The 19,697-nt window shown below is 45.7% G+C and carries 11 protein-coding genes and 1 pseudogene; 10 read left to right on the top strand and 2 right to left on the bottom strand.

Translation table 11 applies throughout. The annotated features are described in order from the left end of the window. Positions 1–1,403: 1,403 nt before the first annotated feature. Positions 1,404–2,639: a group II intron reverse transcriptase/maturase gene (gene ltrA, locus THEBA_RS08090; RefSeq protein WP_014731166.1), complete on the top strand. Its 1,236-nt coding sequence runs from the start codon at positions 1,404–1,406 to the stop codon at positions 2,637–2,639. A gap of 1,301 nt (positions 2,640–3,940) precedes the next feature. Continuing rightward, positions 3,941–6,259 (top strand): hypothetical protein, encoded by a 2,319-nt coding sequence (locus THEBA_RS08085; protein WP_014731165.1) that lies wholly within the window; start codon positions 3,941–3,943, stop codon positions 6,257–6,259. An 836-nt stretch (positions 6,260–7,095) separates the two neighbouring features. Here the strand turns inward: THEBA_RS08085 and THEBA_RS08080 are convergent. Then, a complete protein-coding gene (locus tag THEBA_RS08080; RefSeq protein WP_006489366.1) occupies positions 7,096–8,499 on the bottom strand; it encodes a DUF1254 domain-containing protein in 1,404 nt (467 codons plus the stop codon). Between the two features lie 827 nt (positions 8,500–9,326). On the opposite strand from THEBA_RS08080, the gene ltrA (THEBA_RS08070) reads away from it, so the two are divergent. Both ltrA (THEBA_RS08070) and THEBA_RS08065 read left to right on the top strand, forming a co-directional pair. Continuing rightward, positions 9,327–10,562 carry a group II intron reverse transcriptase/maturase gene (gene ltrA / locus THEBA_RS08070; protein WP_041928449.1) on the top strand — a complete coding sequence of 412 codons (1,236 nt, stop codon included), beginning with the start codon at positions 9,327–9,329 and terminating at the stop codon, positions 10,560–10,562. Between the two features lie 904 nt (positions 10,563–11,466). Next, positions 11,467–11,742 carry an AbrB/MazE/SpoVT family DNA-binding domain-containing protein gene (locus THEBA_RS08065; RefSeq protein ID WP_006489367.1) on the top strand — a complete coding sequence of 92 codons (276 nt, stop codon included), beginning with the start codon at positions 11,467–11,469 and terminating at the stop codon, positions 11,740–11,742. A gap of 474 nt (positions 11,743–12,216) precedes the next feature. Here THEBA_RS08065 and THEBA_RS08055 read toward each other — a convergent pair. Then, positions 12,217–12,528: pseudogene (locus THEBA_RS08055) on the bottom strand (IS1634 family transposase); the annotation flags it as partial. Positions 12,529–12,810: 282 nt separating this feature from the next. Here THEBA_RS08055 and THEBA_RS08050 point away from each other — a divergent pair. From THEBA_RS08050 to THEBA_RS08025, 6 genes are read left to right on the top strand one after another with little or no spacing between them, the layout of a single operon-like run. Further along, the gene (locus THEBA_RS08050; RefSeq protein WP_006489371.1) at positions 12,811–14,055 is read left to right on the top strand and encodes an ABC transporter substrate-binding protein; all 1,245 of its coding nucleotides are present in this window, start codon (positions 12,811–12,813) and stop codon (positions 14,053–14,055) included. 55 nt (positions 14,056–14,110) lie between these two features. Further along, on the top strand, positions 14,111–14,989 hold the full coding sequence (locus tag THEBA_RS08045; protein ID WP_006489374.1) for a carbohydrate ABC transporter permease: 879 nt from the start codon (positions 14,111–14,113) through the stop codon (positions 14,987–14,989). Positions 14,990–15,000: 11 nt separating this feature from the next. Further along, positions 15,001–15,825 (top strand): carbohydrate ABC transporter permease, encoded by an 825-nt coding sequence (locus THEBA_RS08040; protein ID WP_006489375.1) that lies wholly within the window; start codon positions 15,001–15,003, stop codon positions 15,823–15,825. 15 nt (positions 15,826–15,840) lie between these two features. Then, positions 15,841–16,869 carry a LacI family DNA-binding transcriptional regulator gene (locus THEBA_RS08035; RefSeq protein WP_006489376.1) on the top strand — a complete coding sequence of 343 codons (1,029 nt, stop codon included), beginning with the start codon at positions 15,841–15,843 and terminating at the stop codon, positions 16,867–16,869. A gap of 4 nt (positions 16,870–16,873) precedes the next feature. Beyond that, positions 16,874–18,514: a DUF4185 domain-containing protein gene (locus tag THEBA_RS08030; RefSeq protein ID WP_014731163.1), complete on the top strand. Its 1,641-nt coding sequence runs from the start codon at positions 16,874–16,876 to the stop codon at positions 18,512–18,514. Position 18,515: 1 nt separating this feature from the next. Beyond that, positions 18,516–19,616 (top strand): glycoside hydrolase family 172 protein, encoded by a 1,101-nt coding sequence (locus THEBA_RS08025; protein ID WP_006489378.1) that lies wholly within the window; start codon positions 18,516–18,518, stop codon positions 19,614–19,616. The last annotated feature ends 81 nt before the right edge of the window (positions 19,617–19,697 follow it).

Genomic DNA, 19,697 nt, shown 5'->3' with positions numbered 1-19,697 from the left:
CATAGTGGTATGGAAACTTGTAAACGACTGCGGAATGGTGACAGAACTTGCATGCGTGTTGCGTAAGAACCATAGTGGTATGGAAACACGGGCCTATCAATGTGGTACCGCACACATGGGTATCGTTGCGTAAGAACCATAGTGGTATGGAAACGCTAAGTGGCAGCAATCCGTCTATCATTTCATCTTGTTGCGTAAGAACCATAGTGGTATGGAAACATGTAATTAGCATGATGTCAAGGTATGAGGGGGGGTTGTTGCGTAAGAACCATAGTGGTATGGAAACATTTCAAAGACGAATCGATAGAAATGGAGAACAACATGGTTGCGTAATAACCATAGTGGTATGAATTGCTGCCTTCGGCAGGACGCTGTGCCGGGAAGATCATCCCGGGAAGTGATGCGCCGAAGAACATCGGCGGATGCAATGCCCGGAGAACCATCCGGGGACGCATGGCTGGCTTCGCCAGGAGGAAAGATCCTTCAAGGGGCACCATGTTAGGCTGTGAGAACCAACTATTTTGTCATCCTGAAAAGCTCCTGTTCAGGATCTGGTCTTTGATCTTAACGAAGGACGGGTTCATGTTCTTGGACGGTCAACAGAGGACGGCTCTTCCCAGCGTTCAGCGGGTCCTTGGTTTTAAGCGTAGAGCGTTTTCTAATGCGAGATCCCGTACAGAAGCACTACGGGATGACGCTCGGGGATATTACGGAATGATACAACATGTTTTCGGGGCGTGATACTCTCTTCTTAGGTCATCCTGAAAAGCTCCTGTTCAGGATTCGGGCTATTGAAACACCGGGGTTGAGGGTTGCAGTGTGCCAAGAAGGCGAAGAAGGAAACTTCAAGCCATGCTTAATTGAAGATGAGGGAGGGCCCCTCGAAGCCGCCATGCAGGTGGAGGCTTCAAACCACCGTAAGCTGCTGTGGTAAAGAGCCATGGTAGTGAACGTTACGGGAAAAGGCGGGACAGTGATCCCGTCAGGTGAGTACCAGAGGAGACGAATACAAGTGAACCACCGTGAACGTGTCGTAACAACTACTAGTGTCATCTAAACCGGGAGGTGCAACTATCCCGGGATAAGTCTGGAGGAAACCTGCTTACTGTCCAGATGGTGACCGGCATATAGGTGGCGTGACCCTGGTACAGGCTTTGATTAGGAACTTGGGAACCTGGATCTGGATGTTAAGGGAAAAGCCGCAAGTGGAAGAACCCACGAGGGTGAAAGTACCGATGCCAGATTCAGGGGCGGAACAGTCCGTAGTAGTGATGAAGCTCCTGTAATGGGAGTGGAGCGAAGGGACTGTGTTATCCAGTTTTGTTGGTTAGTCAACCAACTCTGTGCAGACAACCGAAAGGGAGGAACTGTGAACAGAGACAAGGAAGGAGCCAGCAGACAAGATGAGGTCGTATGAAATCCCCAAGAAAGTAGTACTGGAAGCATTCAAGAAAGTGAAAGAGAACAGAGGGGCAGAAGGAATAGACGAGGTAAGCCTGGAAGAGTTCGAAGCCGATCTTGACAACAATCTCTACAAGATTTGGAATCGAATGACCTCGGGCAGTTACTTTCCACCTCCAGTAAAAGCTATAGAGATAGAAAAGAAGAGTGGAGGAAAGAGAGTACTGGGAATCCCCACAGTGGGGGACAGAGTAGCCCAGATGGTAGCCAAAATCTATCTAAATCCCCTGGTAGATCCATACTTCCATAAGGACTCCTACGGATACAGGGAGGGAAAGTCAGCGATAGATGCCCTTGAAGTAACGAGGCAGAGATGCTGGCGGTATGACTGGGTACTGGAATTCGACATTAAAGGACTGTTCGACAACATAGACCATGAACTACTAATGAGGGCAGTCAAGAAACATGTGAAGATTCCATGGCTAATACTCTACATAGAGAGATGGCTGAAAGCACCCTTTATACAAGCGAATGGAAGAGTCGAAGAGAGGAGCAAGGGAACGCCACAGGGAGGAGTAATAAGCCCTGTACTGGCTAACCTCTTCATGCATTACGCCTTCGACAAGTGGATGGAGAGAACTCATCCGGATAAGCCCTTTGCCAGATACGCAGATGATGGAGTGATACACTGTAGAACTCTGGAGGAAGCCCGGCTTCTTCTTGAAAGTCTCAAAGAAAGAATGGAAGAATGCAAACTAAAGCTTCATCCAGAGAAGACCCGTATTGTCTACTGCAAAGACGATAAAAGGAAGGGCGAGTATCCAAATACAAGCTTTGACTTTCTAGGATACACCTTCAGAGTCCGTAGCTGCAAAGCCAGAAACGGGAGGATCTTCTACAGCTTCACCCCTGCAGTGAGTGAACAGGCAAAGAAGGCGATGAGACAGAAGATCCGGAGAATGAGACTTCAAACCAAGTCATACCTGAGTATTGAAGAACTCTCAGAAAGAATCAACCCGGTAATAAGAGGTTGGATAAACTACTATGGACACTTTCGCAGATTTGAGATGTATACAGTACTGAGTCAACTTAACAAAGCCTTAGTTCAGTGGGTAAGAAACAAGTACAAGAAAAGGAGAGGTCGTACAAAAGCGGGTAAATGGCTAGAAACTCTTGCTCGCAGGGAGCCTCGTCTATTTGTACACTGGACAATGGGGATATTCTATACGGCTGGATAATGGGAGCCGGATGAATCGAGAGGTTCAAGTCCGGTTCTGAGAGAGCCTGGGGGTGAAATCCCCCTGGGCTACTCACCGGTCCGTGGTTTGAAAGAGCAAAAGAAAGTGGTCCTCAGTTAAACGGTTTTCTGTCCATCGGGGAGAACCATGAAGCAATAGCATCGAGACTCCGACCAGGAGCTTTGCCGGAATGACGGAATTGGGTGTTTTCGGAATAACCGTTCTTGCCAAACCATTATTCAGAGAGTAGAGAGAAGGGAAAAGCGAAGAGAGCAAGTAAAGTTCTGGGATCTTGAAAAACCTTGAAGAGCTCTACAATCCATCTCGAGAACTCATCATTACACATGAGTCAGGGAGTTAAATTCCACTAATACGATGGTTCTTGCGCGAATTTGTATTTGGCTCCTAATGATCCTGATATTAAGTCCTCCCTTGAGGGAGGAGGACCACGTAGTGGCGGAGGGTGTTGGTCTTTGTATGCGAAAAAACCGATGCTCTGAAATAGTCCGATGTGAGTGGTTGCTCGATGTTAGTTCTTGGTTTCTGGTAGGAGCATACATATGGATCACAGACCAAATAACGTTAAGAGCGAATTTGTCGTTCAATTGCGAACAGGCCAATCTATTCTAAACGTTATTCAAAGAGCACACACCCGATCGCAAGCGGTTCCCCCCGCTCAAACGGGGATTTAAGATCAAGAACGGCCCTCATTTTCATGACGGAATTCTTTACCAAGAACGAACAACCTGGACGCGTAGCGTCGGAAAGAAGAACCGGTATTCTTGGCGGGGTACGCAGGACCGCTGACGGGCAACGTTGTCTCATAGGCTAGTCTCACTATTTGACCGGATACTGAAGGCAGGGTTCGGCCGTGACAAATCCGTATTCTTCTGCACATCTATTATTTATCCTCTGATTATAGTTATGACAGACGACTGAGATAAACTTTTGGAATTTCCGAAAGTATGATTGTTCTTCTCTGTCACTCTTTCCTTAAGATACGAGCCGTTTGCGTTACATTTATGCAAGAGGAAGGAATAAGCCGGTAAGACACGGAGAACTCTTGCGAACAGTGGCACAATATTATTAAGAGACTTCGATGAGGTATCAATCATTTTGCTTTTCAGCCGTTTGACTCAAAATGCAGGATTTTCATGTTGTTAGATTGCTCTCCGATCAAGTCCATCTGGCGCATTGTTTGGGGAAGCCAGAATAGTATATTGGTATAGAATTTCTCGTTCAGACGCATTTTCTCACGTCAATAGAAGTTGCTAATCTCTAAGAAAACTAGGAGGCCACAAATGAAAAGATTCATGTATGTTGTGTCCATTGTTCTTACGATCATTATCTCTCTATCTAGTTGTGTGAAACCAGTGCCACCCGTCGACACCACAGATCTGAAAGGTGTTGTAATGACAGACGGTGAGCATGATGGCTTTGTCAGGCTGTTATCCACCTCTGATACTCTCATCGGCGAAGAAAGTGTTTATAGACTTGGAGGCTTCTTCTACAAATCAGATGTTCTCCTTCCTAAAAGCTTCCTAATTGAAGCCAGCATTACCTTTGGCGAGATGGAACTAGATTATTACTACGAAGTATCGGATCTCGGGCCGGACGAGATAATCTACATAGGGCCAATTTCGACCTTGATTCACAAATACCATCTAAAGCATCCCGAAAAGTCCTTGAACGACGTAAGAGGAGAGGTGTTGATCTTCCTGTCGATCGATCCTGGCCATTCTGATTACACTATCGCAATGAACCGCGGAAAGTTTTCGATTACCAACTTCATGAACAGCGCGCTTGCTCACGGAGGCTTTGACTCTTTCATCGATTTTCTGGTCGATGATCTTTCAGTTGGAGGCGGGCCACACGATTTTGGAGACTATGAAGAGGACCCTGAAGCCTCCATCTTCGAAAGCCTTATTGGAGAGCTGAACGAAAACCTTGAAAGCTCAGCGATCGACTACGCCACGGGCTGGGTCTTTGACATGATAGGGGGAGGAAACGGAGACAATCCAGAAGCGGATATCGAGAAGCTGCTTGAGTTGCAGCTTGAGATGCTTAAGGACATAAAGACGGAACTGGACCAGATCGAAGAAGAACTCAAAGAAGCGGTGAACGAAATAATAAGTGCTGTCGACAAATCAACATATAACACTGCAGTGACCGTGATAGCGGATGAAGTGGGAACTATAGAGGCCAAGTATCAGAATATCGTTTATTATGCGGCTCTCGACCCCGATAAAAAGTATGAATCAGACATAGAGCTGCTTAGCCGTCAAATTAAAGACGAAATACCGAACTCTTTCATGACTATCCGGGATGTGCTTGAAGGAAGGGCCGGGGCTGAGAGCCTCTTCTCCCTGTGGTCGAGAATCGCCTTCAAGGACGCTTCAGACATTTCCGAATACGTAGCCATGATTTCCAGTCAGTTTTCTTATTACTTCGCTCTGCAGTTGAAGGCAATTAATCTAATGGTAGAGGTCTATCATGCCGAAGATCCGGCAAACGTAGGGATGGCAGCCAGCTGCTTCAACGATTGGTTGAATAATCTCAGAGATGAGCTCGATTTATTCAATACCTTCAATCCCATAAGCGAACTTGCAACATCTACGACTTTCCCGACAATCAATACGGTGGATGACTGGTTCGCATGGCCTGATATATCTAGCATGTTTCTCGTTGGAGACCGAATAGTTGTAACCGATGGCGGTTGGGTGCAAGCGCCGACTGAGGATCCAAACATAGAAATCTACTCAGTTGATTCAATGACGCTTCAAGACAGACACAAGTACTCTCAGATAAGTCTTTCATACCGAGCGACTGCGGTTGACGACACAAATCTGTACCTTCTCTATCATCTGCAGAACAACAATTACAGGCTGTATAAATCGGAAGTGGATGCCAGCGAAGAGGACTGGACATACAGCGATTTCACCCTGGAACACGGTTGTCTTCAGATGGCGGCCAACAGTCAATGGATATTCATTCTGGGAGGAGACAGGGACGGTTTCTATTTGAATATCAGAGACAAGGCAACACTAGCTCATCACAAGACAGTGCAGCTTACGGGATCATCGGGATACAGTTCCCAATCAGTAGCCATGACTTCAGATGGAGATTACGCCTACTTTCTTTTCAGCAATGGAAACAAGTTGTTGAGTGTTGACCTGAAGACCCTGGAGATACTTGACACAATCAACTTCGGCAGCACTATTAGCGATTTTCCAAACATGATTGTACGGGATGATATCCTCTGCGTTTCTACCGCCTATCATGATGTTTTCTTTGTCGACACGAGTGACAAGGCCGATCTGAATCTATTTAAGACCATTGAATTCGATCCAAATCAAGCCGATCAATGTTCTCCATTAAATGTGAACTTTGCCGGCAATTTCACCTATGCGGCGGGCGCCATGCCCTGGGTAATCTATGTCGTTTACGATAACCCTAGGAACTTAACCGGACCTATGTTCAAGGAAAACATGTCGGCCCAGTCACTGCTGAACTGGCAGCCGTTGCTCATGAACGGCGAAGACGAGCTCTATATTCTGGGGAATTCTAATACATTGCAGCTATGGAAAAAGTACGTTGTTGTAGATATACCTTTGTACTGATTCCCCAGAAGCGCAAATAAACAATTCTGGGTCGTCAAAGAAGTTCATTCATCGCACGTCTTGAAGGGCTCATTGCTCACATCTCGAAAATGTGAGCAATGATCTTTTTTTCCGCGAAACTGTCATTCTGGATTCTCTTTGTGATTTCGTTTGAGAAGATCTGAATCAGCGTACTTTGCCCATAAATCCATGTTGTTCAGGAGAAAATTGGGACGCTAATTTTTTCTTAGCTACATTGATCATGTATGGAAGAGCAATAATGTAGGACAAGATCCCGTTCAGAAGCACTACGGGATGACTGAAGAAAAGCATCAAACAGGAGACCTGAACAAGAGACCCCAAACAGAATCACTTTGGGGCAGGCTCTATGATATGACGGAACAAGGGTTTTCTGAAAAGCGGGAGAGCTCATTTATTTTCGCGAGTTCGACATCATATAGATAGTCAAACCGCATGAGCTCATTTTCCTGAAAGGGTAATGGAGTTTGTAGAGATTGTGAGCGCGCCACTAGTTTTTTTGGCCAACTGTCGAAAAAGGGCGGAGTCGCTTCAGCCTTGAGTGCGAGCTCATCTGCAGAATAACATTATGTGTCCACGTCGATCTTCTTTTTACTGCCATGAAACGCTGGAGGGTTTGTCTGAGAGATGAATAGAAGTCTCCTAATGGAGACTATTCCCAATCAAATGCCATTTGTCTTCACTGCATAAAAGTTGTGAATAATCACGCTGATGAGCGACGCCCCTGAATTGCACTTTTGGGTACCGGATTTCTTGGACCTTCTTAATCCGAATTCAGCTTACAGGATTACACTAGAATCCGTTTCAAAGATTGCAGGTTAGTTTGCCATTCCAGACTTCATTACCGGAGGCGGGCAGTATAAAGGATTCAGCGCTACCTCTGATGGAAGGTAGATTCTCATGCTGATCGAAAAGATTCCATCTGGTGCGGGTAGCCAATTTGATTCTTTATCGGCGCCTGGCGATTCGTGCTGAATGTAGATCACAAGCGAGCCGTCTTCTCCATATTTCATGTTGGTTCGATCGCCTATCGAATAGCGATTTATCTCATTGGCTACAAGGAACTGATCTTCGCCGTACATAGTGATAGACCAGAATCCCTTTGGCTCAACAGGAGGAAGCTCATCACTATCGAACGAGAGAACGTATTTGAATTTCGATCCATCGTACACATCCCCGTCTCCATCCACTAGTCCGTTCGGGCAATATGCCTCTTCAAGGCTGTTCCCGTACAAGCCAAGATAAGCCGCGGCGGCTCGCACTTCATACTTTCCCTGCATTTCTTCGCGACTCCCAAAGATCCGCTTTGTCAGATTCCAGCCATTCTTCGAGATTCCAACCATTTCTCCCGGGTTCCTGATTGTCTCCAGAGCTCCCTTGATTCCTTCCTCCACAGCCTCTCTTATGCCCAGCGGCATTGAATTGAAATCAAATGGGAGGTTTGGACCGATGCCTATCTTTCCGAACTGTTCTATCAGCTCCTTCTCGCTCGGATGTACTTCAAGCTGACCCAGAAGGAAATTGAAATACGAGATGAATTCCACGGATTCTGCCTTCGTCGTGTCATAGGTCGGGAAGATAGTGGGATCTGCGGCCGGCGGAGCCTCTTCTCCAAGATATGAACTGAGGGGTTGAATCTCATGTCCCTTCTGGATTTCGAGAACCTTATCAAGATCGCCTTCGACTTCCATGTCAACCGCGATCCGAACTAGACAGAGGACAAAGTTACCCTCGCTGCGAAAGACGTCATCTACCCCGGTAGGAACGCTACCCTGCCAAAAAGCACCGGATATCACGAAGGTTCGCGCGCCAGTTCCGGTGGCTCTCGTGCCAACATAAGCGAAGTTATGAGTATACATGTCGATCATCTGGAAGGAGTAATAACGGTCCTCGACTGCCGGTACGCTCACCACAACAGGCTCCGATCTCAGATCAAGCCAGAGCGCAGAATAGATGTTGTCGTTATTTGGCCGGACGACTTCTTTGTAATCGGGGCCGCGAAGTTTCCTGCTGTTATAGAACTTGTTGAAAAGCCCGGGTCCGATCGCCTGGATGGTCATCGTCTTGAAATCCTCAAGCATCGGATAAGCAAAGATGTAAGCTTGCTTAGCGATTTCCCTTGCTTCGTCGCAATCGGTTGTGAACTCATTTTCACTGGAGAGCAAAAGCGAAAGAAACGAGAGAGTAATAATTAGAAGCGCAATATGTTTCCTGCAAAGCACGGTGGGTTCCTCCCTTGTGCCGGCTTTTGAACAGAAGATCGGTGGGAGATTGAGTGGTAACCTTCTGCTTCTTAGAAGCACACGTCCGATTATACTTCAGAGAAGTCTTACGAAAGAAGCTGAGGCGGGACTGCCCAGCAAATAGACTTATTGAGGATTAAAAAGAGTTTTGCGAAATCAGAAAGGGTACTTCGTCTTTTGGCGGAAAGAGCGAAAGATCAGTTCCAAGTTGCAAGCTGTGGTGTGCCAAGAAGGCGAAGAAGGAAACTTCAAGCCATGCTTAATTGAAGATGAGGGAGGGCCCCTCGAAGCCGCCATGCAGGTGGAGGCTTCAAACCACCGTAAGCTGCTGTGGTAAAGAGCCATGGTAGTGAACGTTACGGGAAAAGGCGGGACAGTGATCCCGTCAGGTGAGTACCAGAGGAGACGAATACAAGTGAACCACCGTGAACGTGTCGTAACAACTACTAGTGTCATCTAAACCGGGGGGGACAACTATCCCGGGGTAAGTCTGGAGGATACCTGCTTACTGTCCAGATGGTGACCGGCATATAGGTGGCGTGACCCTGGTACAGGCTTCGATTAGGAACTTGGGAACCTGGATCTGGATGTTAAGGGAAAAGCCGCAAGTGGAAGAACCCACGAGGGTGAAAGTACCGATGCCAGATTCAGGGGCGGAACAGTCCGTAGTAGTGATGAAGCTCCTGTAATGGGAGTGGAGCGAAGGGACTGTGTTATCCAGTTTTGTAGGTTAGTCAACCAACTCTGTGCAGACAACCGAAAGGGAGGAACTGTGAACAGAGGGAAGGGAAGTGCTAACAGACAAAATGAGGTCGTATGAAATCCCCAAGAAAGTAGTACTGGAAGCATTCAAGAAAGTGAAAGAGAACAGAGGGGCAGAAGGAATAGACGAGGTAAGCCTGAAAGAGTTCGAAGCCGATCTTGACAACAATCTCTACAAGATTTGGAATCGAATGTCCTCGGGCAGTTACTTTCCACCTCCAGTAAAAGCGATAGAGATAGAAAAGAAGAGTGGAGGCAAGAGAGTACTGGGAATCCCCACAGTGGGGGACAGAGTAGCCCAGATGGTAGCCAAAATCTATCTAAATCCCCTGGTAGATCCATACTTCCATAAGGACTCCTACGGATACAGGGAGGGAAAGTCAGCGATAGATGCCCTTGAAGTAACGAGGCAGAGATGCTGGCAGTATGACTGGGTACTGGAATTCGACATTAAAGGACTGTTCGACAACATAGACCATGAACTACTAATGAGGGCAGTCAAGAAACATGTGAAGATTCCATGGCTAATACTCTACATAGAGAGATGGCTGAAAGCACCCTTTATGCAAGCGAATGGAAGAGTCGAAGAGAGGAGCAAGGGAACGCCACAGGGAGGAGTAATAAGCCCTGTACTGGCTAACCTCTTCATGCATTACGCCTTCGACAAGTGGATGGAGAGAACTCATCCGGATAAGCCCTTTGCCAGATACGCAGATGATGGAGTGATACACTGTAGAACTCTGGAGGAAGCCAGGCTTCTTCTTGAAAGTCTCAAAGAAAGACTGGAAGAATGCAAACTAGAGCTTCATCCAGAGAAGACCCGTATTGTCTACTGCAAAGACGATAAAAGGAAGGACGAGTATCCAAATACAAGCTTTGACTTTCTAGGATACACCTTCAGAGTCCGTAGCTGCAAAGCCAGAAACGGGAGGATCTTCTACAGCTTCACCCCTGCAGTGAGTGAACAGGCAAAGAAGGCGATGAGACAGAAGATCCGGAGAATGAGACTTCAAACCAAGTCATACCTGAGTATTGAAGAACTCTCAGAAAGAATCAACCCGGTAATAAGAGGTTGGATAAACTACTATGGACACTTTCGCAGATTTGAGATGTATACAGTACTGAGTCGGCTAAACAAAGCCTTAGTTCAGTGGGTAAGAAACAAGTACAAGAAAAGGAGAGGTCGTACAAAAGCGGGTAAATGGCTAGAAACTCTTGCTCGCAGGGAGCCTCGTCTATTTGTACACTGGACAATGGGGATATTCTATACGGCTGGATAATGGGAGCCGGATGAATCGAGAGATTCAAGTCCGGTTCTGAGAGAGCCTGGGGGTGAAATCCCCCTGGGCTACTCACCAGTTGTAAGACCGTGGTTGGGGGTAGCAGGTAGCAGGTTCGTAAGAGCAAGAGAACCTGGTTAACCGTTGAGCGGTTCTCCGTTCGCCGAGGAGAGCCATGAAGCAATACTATAGAGATTCCGACCAGTAGCTTTGTCGGAATGACGGAATTAGGCGTTTTCGGAATAACGGTCAGTTGTCATCCCACTGAGCCTGCCCTGAAATGCCTCTGTTCAGGGTCATCCCGGACTTGATCCGGGATCTGTTCCAAGAACGAACAACCTGGACGCGCAGCGTCGGAACGAAGAACCAGTCTTTCCGAAGGACGGGTTCATGCTCTTGGACGGTCAGCGAAGGACGGCTCTTCCCGGCGTTCAGCGGGCTCTTGATTTTAGCGTGCAGCAGCTCTTTGATCATCGAGATTCTGAATCAAGTTCAGATGACGTGATGTGATGTTTTCGTGATCGCCTAACATTGTCATCCCGAACTTGTTTTGCAGTCTCGGCGGGGAACGGAGGACTGTTCACTGATAACGTGGTTTCATCAGCTTCAGCGTGCAACGTTTTCTGGCCAAGCGGAGCCTGACTGGCCTGCGCCAGCAGACTGGCTTTTCTATTTCTCGCCTTCTCGTGAGCACAGCGAACGTCTCTACATTGCTCTTTCTCGCCTCGTCTTGAAAAAGGCCTCTCTGCGCATGAACGAGAAGCCGTTCCTATTGAACAAAATTGCTTTTAAAAAAACTTCGTAGATCTTATAACTGATCGCTTCAGCAGTATAGTTGATGAAAAAACATCATTCATAAGAAATATGAATTCATGATATCATATTACTTGCTGGAGGTGATGGTATGTCGACCAGATTACTCAGACCAACTGAGAGAGGACAGATAACAATACCAAAGGAAGCGAGAGATAAACTTAAGATCACTCCCGACAGCAGGTTTAAGGTCTCTGTGGAAGGAGATAAGATAATCTATCAGCTGGTGTCGCCTTTCGACATGATAGTAAAGGAGTTTCAGAAAGAGGCGGAGGCGAGAGGCTATACAAAGGAAGAATTAGAAAACGAGCTCGAAAAGGTCAGAAAGAAACTCTTTAAAGAGATTTACGATGAGAGTGATGATTGATTCGAACACATTCCTCTCGGGCATTGTTTTCGACGGAATGGAAACAAAGACTCTTGTTGCGTACCCTCATCCATTCTGATCATGTGCTTCTGCTTGCGAAGTTCAGTGCTTCAGAGGTCGAGAGAGTATTGAGAAGGAAGTTCCCAAGTATGATCCAAGATTACGAGGATGTTCTCCAATCACTTGATGCAGAAATACTGCCCTTTCCAGACAAAAGCTAAGTGGAGCGATGTATTGATCTAATCAGAGATGATCATGATGCTCCGATTCTTGCTTCCGCCATTAAGGCTAGACCAGATGTGTTTGTCACAGGCGACAAAGACTTCTTTAAAGAGCGAGTTAGAGTATTAATCAGAGTCGCAACTACAAGAGAGACTCTCGAGCTCATACTCAACTTTGACAGCAAGAAATCTGAAAACAGCTAAACAAGGGGACAAATGAAAAGGAAAACAGACGTACCACCACAGTGGTCTATTATGCAATCTCTTTGAGTAGATCCGGCGGTCTTATCTTGAGTGCTTTGAAAGCGTCGTAAGCATTGCCCATCATTTCAGTCCTTGCAAGAAAGCGTTTGTTTTCTACCGTTATCTCAACTGCTCTTATCTCTGTCAAGTCTTCAAGTATTTCTGCGTAAGAGAAAGTACTTCCAATCTCTTTCAGCTTTCTGCATAAGGCAGTCTCCATTACAAGCGCAAGGAAACAGATCATTATGTGTCCCTTTACCCTCGTGTCTGTGTAATGGTATATGGGGCGAAGATCGAGTCTGCTCTTCAGTTCCCGGAATGTGAGATTTTGAGTTTTCTTCAGCCGACTTTGCGTAACTTCTTTCTCTCAGTCGATTAGTGTCGTTTAAGGAAGCAGTAGGTCAAATAAATGCCCAGGTTGGTTGTAATTCGTCTAATCTGTGAATAGTCGGCTGTAATCGGAGTTCGTAGAATCAGTGGCTTTCTGTTATAATAATTTCGTAAACGTTTACGTACTATCTAGAAAGCATTAGCGACTATTTATTGGCACTAAATCCCCAAACGTTTACTAAGAATATTTCCGAACCGAAAAGGAGGGGTAAAAGTGAAAAAGCTCTTGTTACTGTTTCTTGTTTCTGCCTTTCTTGTTGTTACAGCGTTGTCTGCCGAGATCACGTTCTGGAAGTTCACCGACACATACGCAGATCCGACAATTCAGAGGTTCGTTGATCTTTGGAATGAAGAAAATCCGGACAAGAAAGTGGTATTTGAGACTTTCCCCTGGGGAGACTATACTGGGACTAAACTTACAACTGCCTTTGCGACTGGCGAAGGGCCTGATGTTTTCTTCATAAGTCCCGGTGATTTCCTGAGATACGTTAATACTGGGATTGCTCTGCCGCTCAGTAAATACTTGACCGAAGATATTATTGCAGACTTCTTACCCGAGACGATTGAAGCTGTAACTGTTGGAGGAGAAATATACGCTCTTCCGCTTGAAATGGAACCAGTAGCAATATTCTACAACAAGGCTGCTTTCGAAGAAAAGGGAATCAGTCAGCCTCAAGACTGGGCCGAGTTGAAGGAAGCGGCAGCAAAATTGAAAACTGCCGACCGATACGGAATAATCGTTGAAGTTGCGCCTGGTTACTACCAAAACTTCACATGGTATCCGTTCCTGTGGACCGCGGGTGGAGACGTCGTAGACGAAAACTGGGAGAAATCTGCTTTCGAATCAGAGGGAGCGATAGCTGCTCTTGATCTTTGGGGATCGTTTGTCAAAGAAGGTTTAGCTCCTTCATCGCTTCCAGCAGGAGCGAATGATATTGGTATGTTCGGAAACGGTCTTGCAGACATGATTGTTTGTGGATTCTGGGGCGTCAAGCAGTTACAAACTCAGTTTCCTGAATTCGATTTTGGAGTATTTCCAATCCCCCCTTATGAAAAGGGAGGAGAAAGCATCAGTGTTTATGGCGGTTGGAAGATGATGCTGAATGCCAAAGGAAAGAACACAGACATAGCTGCCGAGTTTGCCAGATGGCTCGTAGCAGAGCAGATAGATTTCCCGCTTGATTGGTGCACAGTGACCAATAGTAAGTTCTCACCCAGATACTCCGTTCTCGAAGCAGGAAATGAGTTCTACAATACTCCGCCAAATGATGTATTCCTTGAGATTCTAAAGACGTCTAAGTCGGAGCCCACATTCACTCCGGAAATGGTTAAGGCTGTGTCTGATGCTATACAAGCAGTCATGTTCGCAGGTATGGATCCCAAGGCTGCTGCAAAAGGGGCTTCTGCAGCTATCAATGCTTATCTTAGTAGATACACAGGTGGAGTTCCCGGAAAGTAAGTGAATTTCCTTAGCCCGGGATTCAGTCCCGGGCTGGTTTTTCGGGAGGATTGCCGTGAATAGAAAAACTCGGGAAAGACTGGTTGGATACTCTTTTATTGCTCCAGACATAACTGGACTGATTATTTTCGCAATGGTCCCCGCAATTGTGGCTCTTGTAATAAGTTTCTTTTCCTGGAATGGCTTAAGTGATATGCTCTTTGTCGGCCTAGACAATTACAGGACAATGTTTCAAGACCCACAGTGGCGAAACAGTATCTTTGTTACTCTTAAGTACTCGGTCTTCTTTGTTCCGATGAACTTCTTATTTGCACTTCTCCTGGCAATGCTTGTTCAAAAGCCAGGACCTGGAATAGGGCTTTTCAGGGCTATTTTCTTTGCGCCTACCGCTATGTCTATGGTTGCGGTTTCCTTCGTTTGGAAATACATGTTTCAACCGTACGGTTTCGTCAATTACTTTCTGTCGTTCTTTGGAATAACTAGGCAACCACTCCTTGGCTCTATGTCTCAAGCTCTTTACTGCATTACTGTGGTTAGTCTATACATGAGTGTTGGATACTATATGGTGATCTTTCTCGCAGGTCTCAACGAGATTTCGAATGAATACTATGAAGCTGCTGAAATAGATGGTGCGTCCGGTTTTCAGAAATTCCTATACATCACTCTTCCACTCCTGAAACCCACTACCGCATTTGTTCTTGTAATGACCTTTCTGCAGAGCTTCCAGGTTTTTGACCAGATATACATACTAACAGGAGGAGGACCTTTTTATAGTACATCAACCGCAGCGTTTTACATCTATTACAATGCTTTTCAAATGTACCAGTTCGGTTACTCATCGGCTCAAGCTTTCACACTATTTGCGATTCTTCTTGTAGTATCTTATTTCATGCTAAGAGCACTAAGAGGCGGTAACGTCTCCACCGGATCGTGAGGGGGGTAAATATGAAGACCAGAATAGTGAAGGGAATACTGAGGTACGTTTTGCTAGTGGCTCTTGCGATGTTCTTTCTCTTTCCAATCTATTGGATGTTCGTGAGTTCTCTGAAGTCACCTAGCGAGATCTTCGCATTCCCGCCGAAGCTAATCCCCGAAAACCCAGTATGGTCAAATTACTCAAAAGTATTCTCGCAAGTGCCTTTCGCCAGATATATGTTGAACACCTTCTTTGTTGCCTCCGTTGTTACTATTGTCGCTCTTCTTCTTCACTCTATGGCCGCTTATTCGCTGGCAAGACTCAGATATCCTGGCAGAAATGTACTGTTCATTCTCGTCATTAGCACTCTAATGATTCCGTTTTCTGCAATCCTGATCCCGCTGTTTCTAATTGTAAAAAACTTTGGCTGGATTGACTCTTATAGAGGGCTTATAATACCGGCTATTCCCCACGCTTTTGGGATTTTCTTTTTGAGGCAGTTCTATCTCGGATTCCCTAGAGAATTGGAAGAAGCGGCAATAATTGACGGAAGCGGATTGGTGAGGGTTTTTTTCAAGATCGTGCTGCCACTTTCAAAGCCCGTACTCTCAGCACTCGCCGTCTTCTTTTTCTTGGCGAACTGGAATTCATTTATGTGGCCGCTGGTGATAATTAATTCGCCGGAGATGCGGACAGTACAGCTGGGAATAGCCCAGTATGGTGGAGAGTATAATAATCCATGGGCTATTCAGCTAGCTGCCTGCACGGTAGCTCTCATTCCAACTTTGATTGTATTTGTGATATTGCAGAAACAGTTAATGCAGAGCATAAAAATGACCGGTATGAAACTCTGACTGGAGGAGGAATCGTTGGCGCAAAGGGTTACCATAAAATCAATTGCCGAAGAACTCGGGGTCTCGGTTGCTTCTGTTTCCAGAGCTCTTAACGGGAAGGGTGAAGTTGGTCCTGCTCTGGAGAAGAGAATATTGCAGAAGGCAGATGAACTTGGTTATATAGCCAACTATTCTGCCAGGAGCCTCAAGCATCAGAAGACAAATCTTATAGGCGTGCTGGTTCCGGACACATTCAACCCATTCTTTGCCCATTTTGTGACAAAGATAGAAGAGCTTCTGTACGATTCCGGATATGAGATACTGCTTTCTACAACAAGGGAGTCTCTTGAGAAGGAACGTGAGTATCTTGAGATAATGGTTTCCAAGAATGTTACAGGTATCCTTGCAGCGCCCGTGGATAGAACTGGTAATATTTCGATCTACAAGAGGGTTAAAGCGATGGATATCCCTATAGTCTTCTTTGATCGAAACGTTGAAGGCCTTGATCTTAGTCGGGTGAATGTGGACAACAGAAGCGCGGTCTACAAGATAGTTAGATACCTGTACCGTAAAGGCCACAGAAGAATAGCTTTTGTAGAGAGTGTTCCCAATACGTCTATGGGAGAAGAGAGATTAGCTGGCTACAGAGAGGCGATTAAGGATTTCGGTCTCAGTGAAGAGTTCAGCCTTGAAAGATTTGGATTATTCATAGAAAATGATGTTAAGTCCCAAGCTGCTGAAATCCTCTCTCACAGACCAACGGCACTCATAACCGGAAACCTTGTCATAACAAAGGCTTTTCTTCAGGCACTGAAGACTCTTCGGATAAAGATTCCACAAGAACTTTCGCTTGTTTCCTTTGACGATATTGAATGGCTTGAAGTGACATCTCCACCCATTACTGCATTCCGGCAGCCGATCGAGTCTTTGGCGATGAATGCCGTGGCACTTCTGAAAAGAGAGATGAAGAACAACGAATCAAACTCTCAAATAGTGGTCGTCGAAGGTGAACTGATAATTCGTGATTCAGTTTATGATCTCTCTTCCGAAAAACAAGGAGGTTGATTTCATGATAAGAGTAGCTTTACTCCTATTAAGCGTGGTATTGATTTCTTCGTTTCTCCTTGCCACATCTCTTAAGGATGTTACAGAACTGGAAATGGTAGCAAAGCTTACAGGCCCCAACGCAATCAACAACACTCTTAAGTATGACGTCTTCGGAACCGATCTTGGTCACAGTTTCAATGATGGTGAAATCACATACTTTGTTTTTGGTGACACTTTTGGAATCAACAAAACAAATTGGCGCAAGAATGTTATGGCATTCACCACCGACCAAGATCCGAGTGACGGCATCATTTTTGAAGGGTTCATAACAGGGGATGGAGCTTCTACATACGCGTTTTCTGATAATACAGTCAGGCTCAATGTGGTAAAAGGAGCTGATTTGTGGTCAAGTGTTGATCTCGCGCCGAAACTTCTAAAATCTCAGCTACCTGGAGAATGGTCAATAGAGACAAGAATCGAAAGCAACTCTGCTCCTGTTGGAGCAACGAATTTGTGTGGATTACTTTTCTTCAGCGGAGTGCAGAACTGGATTATGTGGGGCCATCTTGGCAACAGGACAATGGAAGCTAGCGGAATTATCGGAGGCAAATTCGTTAAAATTGCTGAAGTGGCATCTCTTTATCCATATCTGAGAATTGAAAACAGGTTATTCTCTAATACATATGTATTCAGTTACAGCCAGGATGGAGAGAACTGGATTGAAGCCGGCACTTTTGATGACAAAGAGGGCTTTCTAAACTCAGCAAGGTACGGCATTGGCGCAAAAGAGTGGGGCACCTCTGACTATGAAGTTATCTTTACCGATATTGCTGAAAACTCAGTGAACTTTTCAGCTCGGGAGCTTCGAGAAGCCTTCTACTGGGGAGGACCTGGAGAGTCTTCCGGAGCTGCGAAAGAACTGATTCATTCAACTCCTGGAGATATTACGGCTATTCCAACCAACGGAGTAGCTGTCAACTCAAGACTTTACTTGCACTACATGATGGTCAACTACTGGGGAGAACCGGGGAGGTGGAACACGAGCTATTCTGGCTTGGCGGTTTCAAAGAACGGCGGAAGGACCTGGGATGTACTTGACTCTGTAAAATGGGGTTCGGAGAGTAACTTTGCCCAGGTAGGTATTGCGAAGGCTTCCCAGTGGCCAAAGATTCCTGATGGTTGTGACGTGAACAGCGATACCCTCTTCTTCTTCGGAATCCCCAGCGGAAGGTTCGGTGGAGTCAAATTAATGAAAGTGGATGGCGAAGAAATAGAGAAAATTGATGCATACAGATACTTCTCAGGCCTAGATAATTCCGGAATTCCTCAGTGGTCGAGCAAAGAAGAAGACGCAGAGATAATTATTGAGGCTCCTGTTGGCGAATGTTCTGCAATGTACAATCACTTCCTCGGAAAGTGGATAATAACTTATTTGAACGAGCAAAGTCACGATCTTGAGATAAGAGAATCTCCCAATCCATGGGGCCCATGGAGTAAACCACATCAGCTTGTTTCTTCAAGGGAGTATTCAGGCTTGTACGGGGCTTTTTTGAATCCTCTGTTCGTTGAAAATGACGGAGAGTACATTTATTTCACTATGTCATTATGGACGCCATACAATGTTTATCTAATGAAAGTCAGATTAATCAAACAGGAGGTTTAGAATGGACTTTTCCAGTGGAACTCTTAGAAACCTGATGACACTAAAAAATGCTAGAAGAGGAAGAATATCATCTTACGATGAAAGCGGTGGTAATAAAGACTGGAAAGCAATAGCAGCAGGAGAGACATTAGTTCTGGGTGAAATTGAAGGACCGGGAGTTGTTAGCCATATATGGATGACATTCAGATCTACCGAGAAGCACTTTTTGCGCAAGGGTATATTGCGGATCTTCTGGGATGACGAAAGTGCACCAAGTGTTGAGAGTCCAATAGGGGATTTCTTTGGTGCCGGACATGGGAAAACAGTCAACTTCTCTTCTCTGCCCATACAAATGTCACCTGAAGATGGTCGAGGCTTTAACTGCTTCTTTCCTATGCCATTTAGAAAAAAGGCACGAATAGAAATCGCTAACGAGAATTCTTCCCAAGATCTTGTTGCCTACTACTATATTGATTACGAGCTCTGGCCAGAATTACCGGAGAACATAGCTTACTTCCATGCGCAATGGCGAAGAGAGCAGGGCGTTTCGAGAGATGAAAGTAATCTAGTGAAGTCACTTGCTCCCAATAATCTTAAAGACTTTGCTCTGGAGCCGTTCGTAGCGAACAACATTTTCGAGTTTCAAGGCCAGAACAAGACCGGCAGGGACAACTACGTCATTCTTGATGCTCAAGGCAAAGGTCATTATGTTGGTTGCTTCTTCTATGTCCATAACATGCGTGAGACAGATCAGTGGGATTGGTACGGAGAAGGCGACGACATGATTTTCATCGATGGCGATTCATGGCCGCCTTCTCTCCACGGTACGGGCACCGAGGATTACTTCAGTATGGCCTGGTGTCCTTCTCAAAGTTATGCCTCGGAGTACTTTGGGCTGATACTTCCCGGAAACAACAACTGGAAAGGATACATGAGTATGTACAGATTCCATATAGAGGATCCGATCTATTTCAGTAAGTCGTTGAAAGTAACCATAGAAAAGGGTCACAACAACAACCGTTTTGACGATTATTCGTCTGTTGCTTTCTGGTACCAGGCAGAACCCCACAAAAGGTTCGAATCACTTCTGCCATCTGAAGATAGGCTGCCTTATGCTGACTAGCAGGGAAATCATTCAAAGAACAATAGTTCTTTGAATGATTTTTGGTAAGGCTCTGAAAAAGATTCATTGACTAAACTCCCT

The organism is Mesotoga prima MesG1.Ag.4.2 (assembly GCF_000147715.2).
In the GTDB taxonomy this organism is placed as follows: Bacteria; Thermotogota; Thermotogae; order Petrotogales; family Kosmotogaceae; genus Mesotoga; species Mesotoga prima.
Note: the sequence above shows the minus strand (reverse complement) of the source record. Positions and strands in the feature narration are given on the sequence as shown.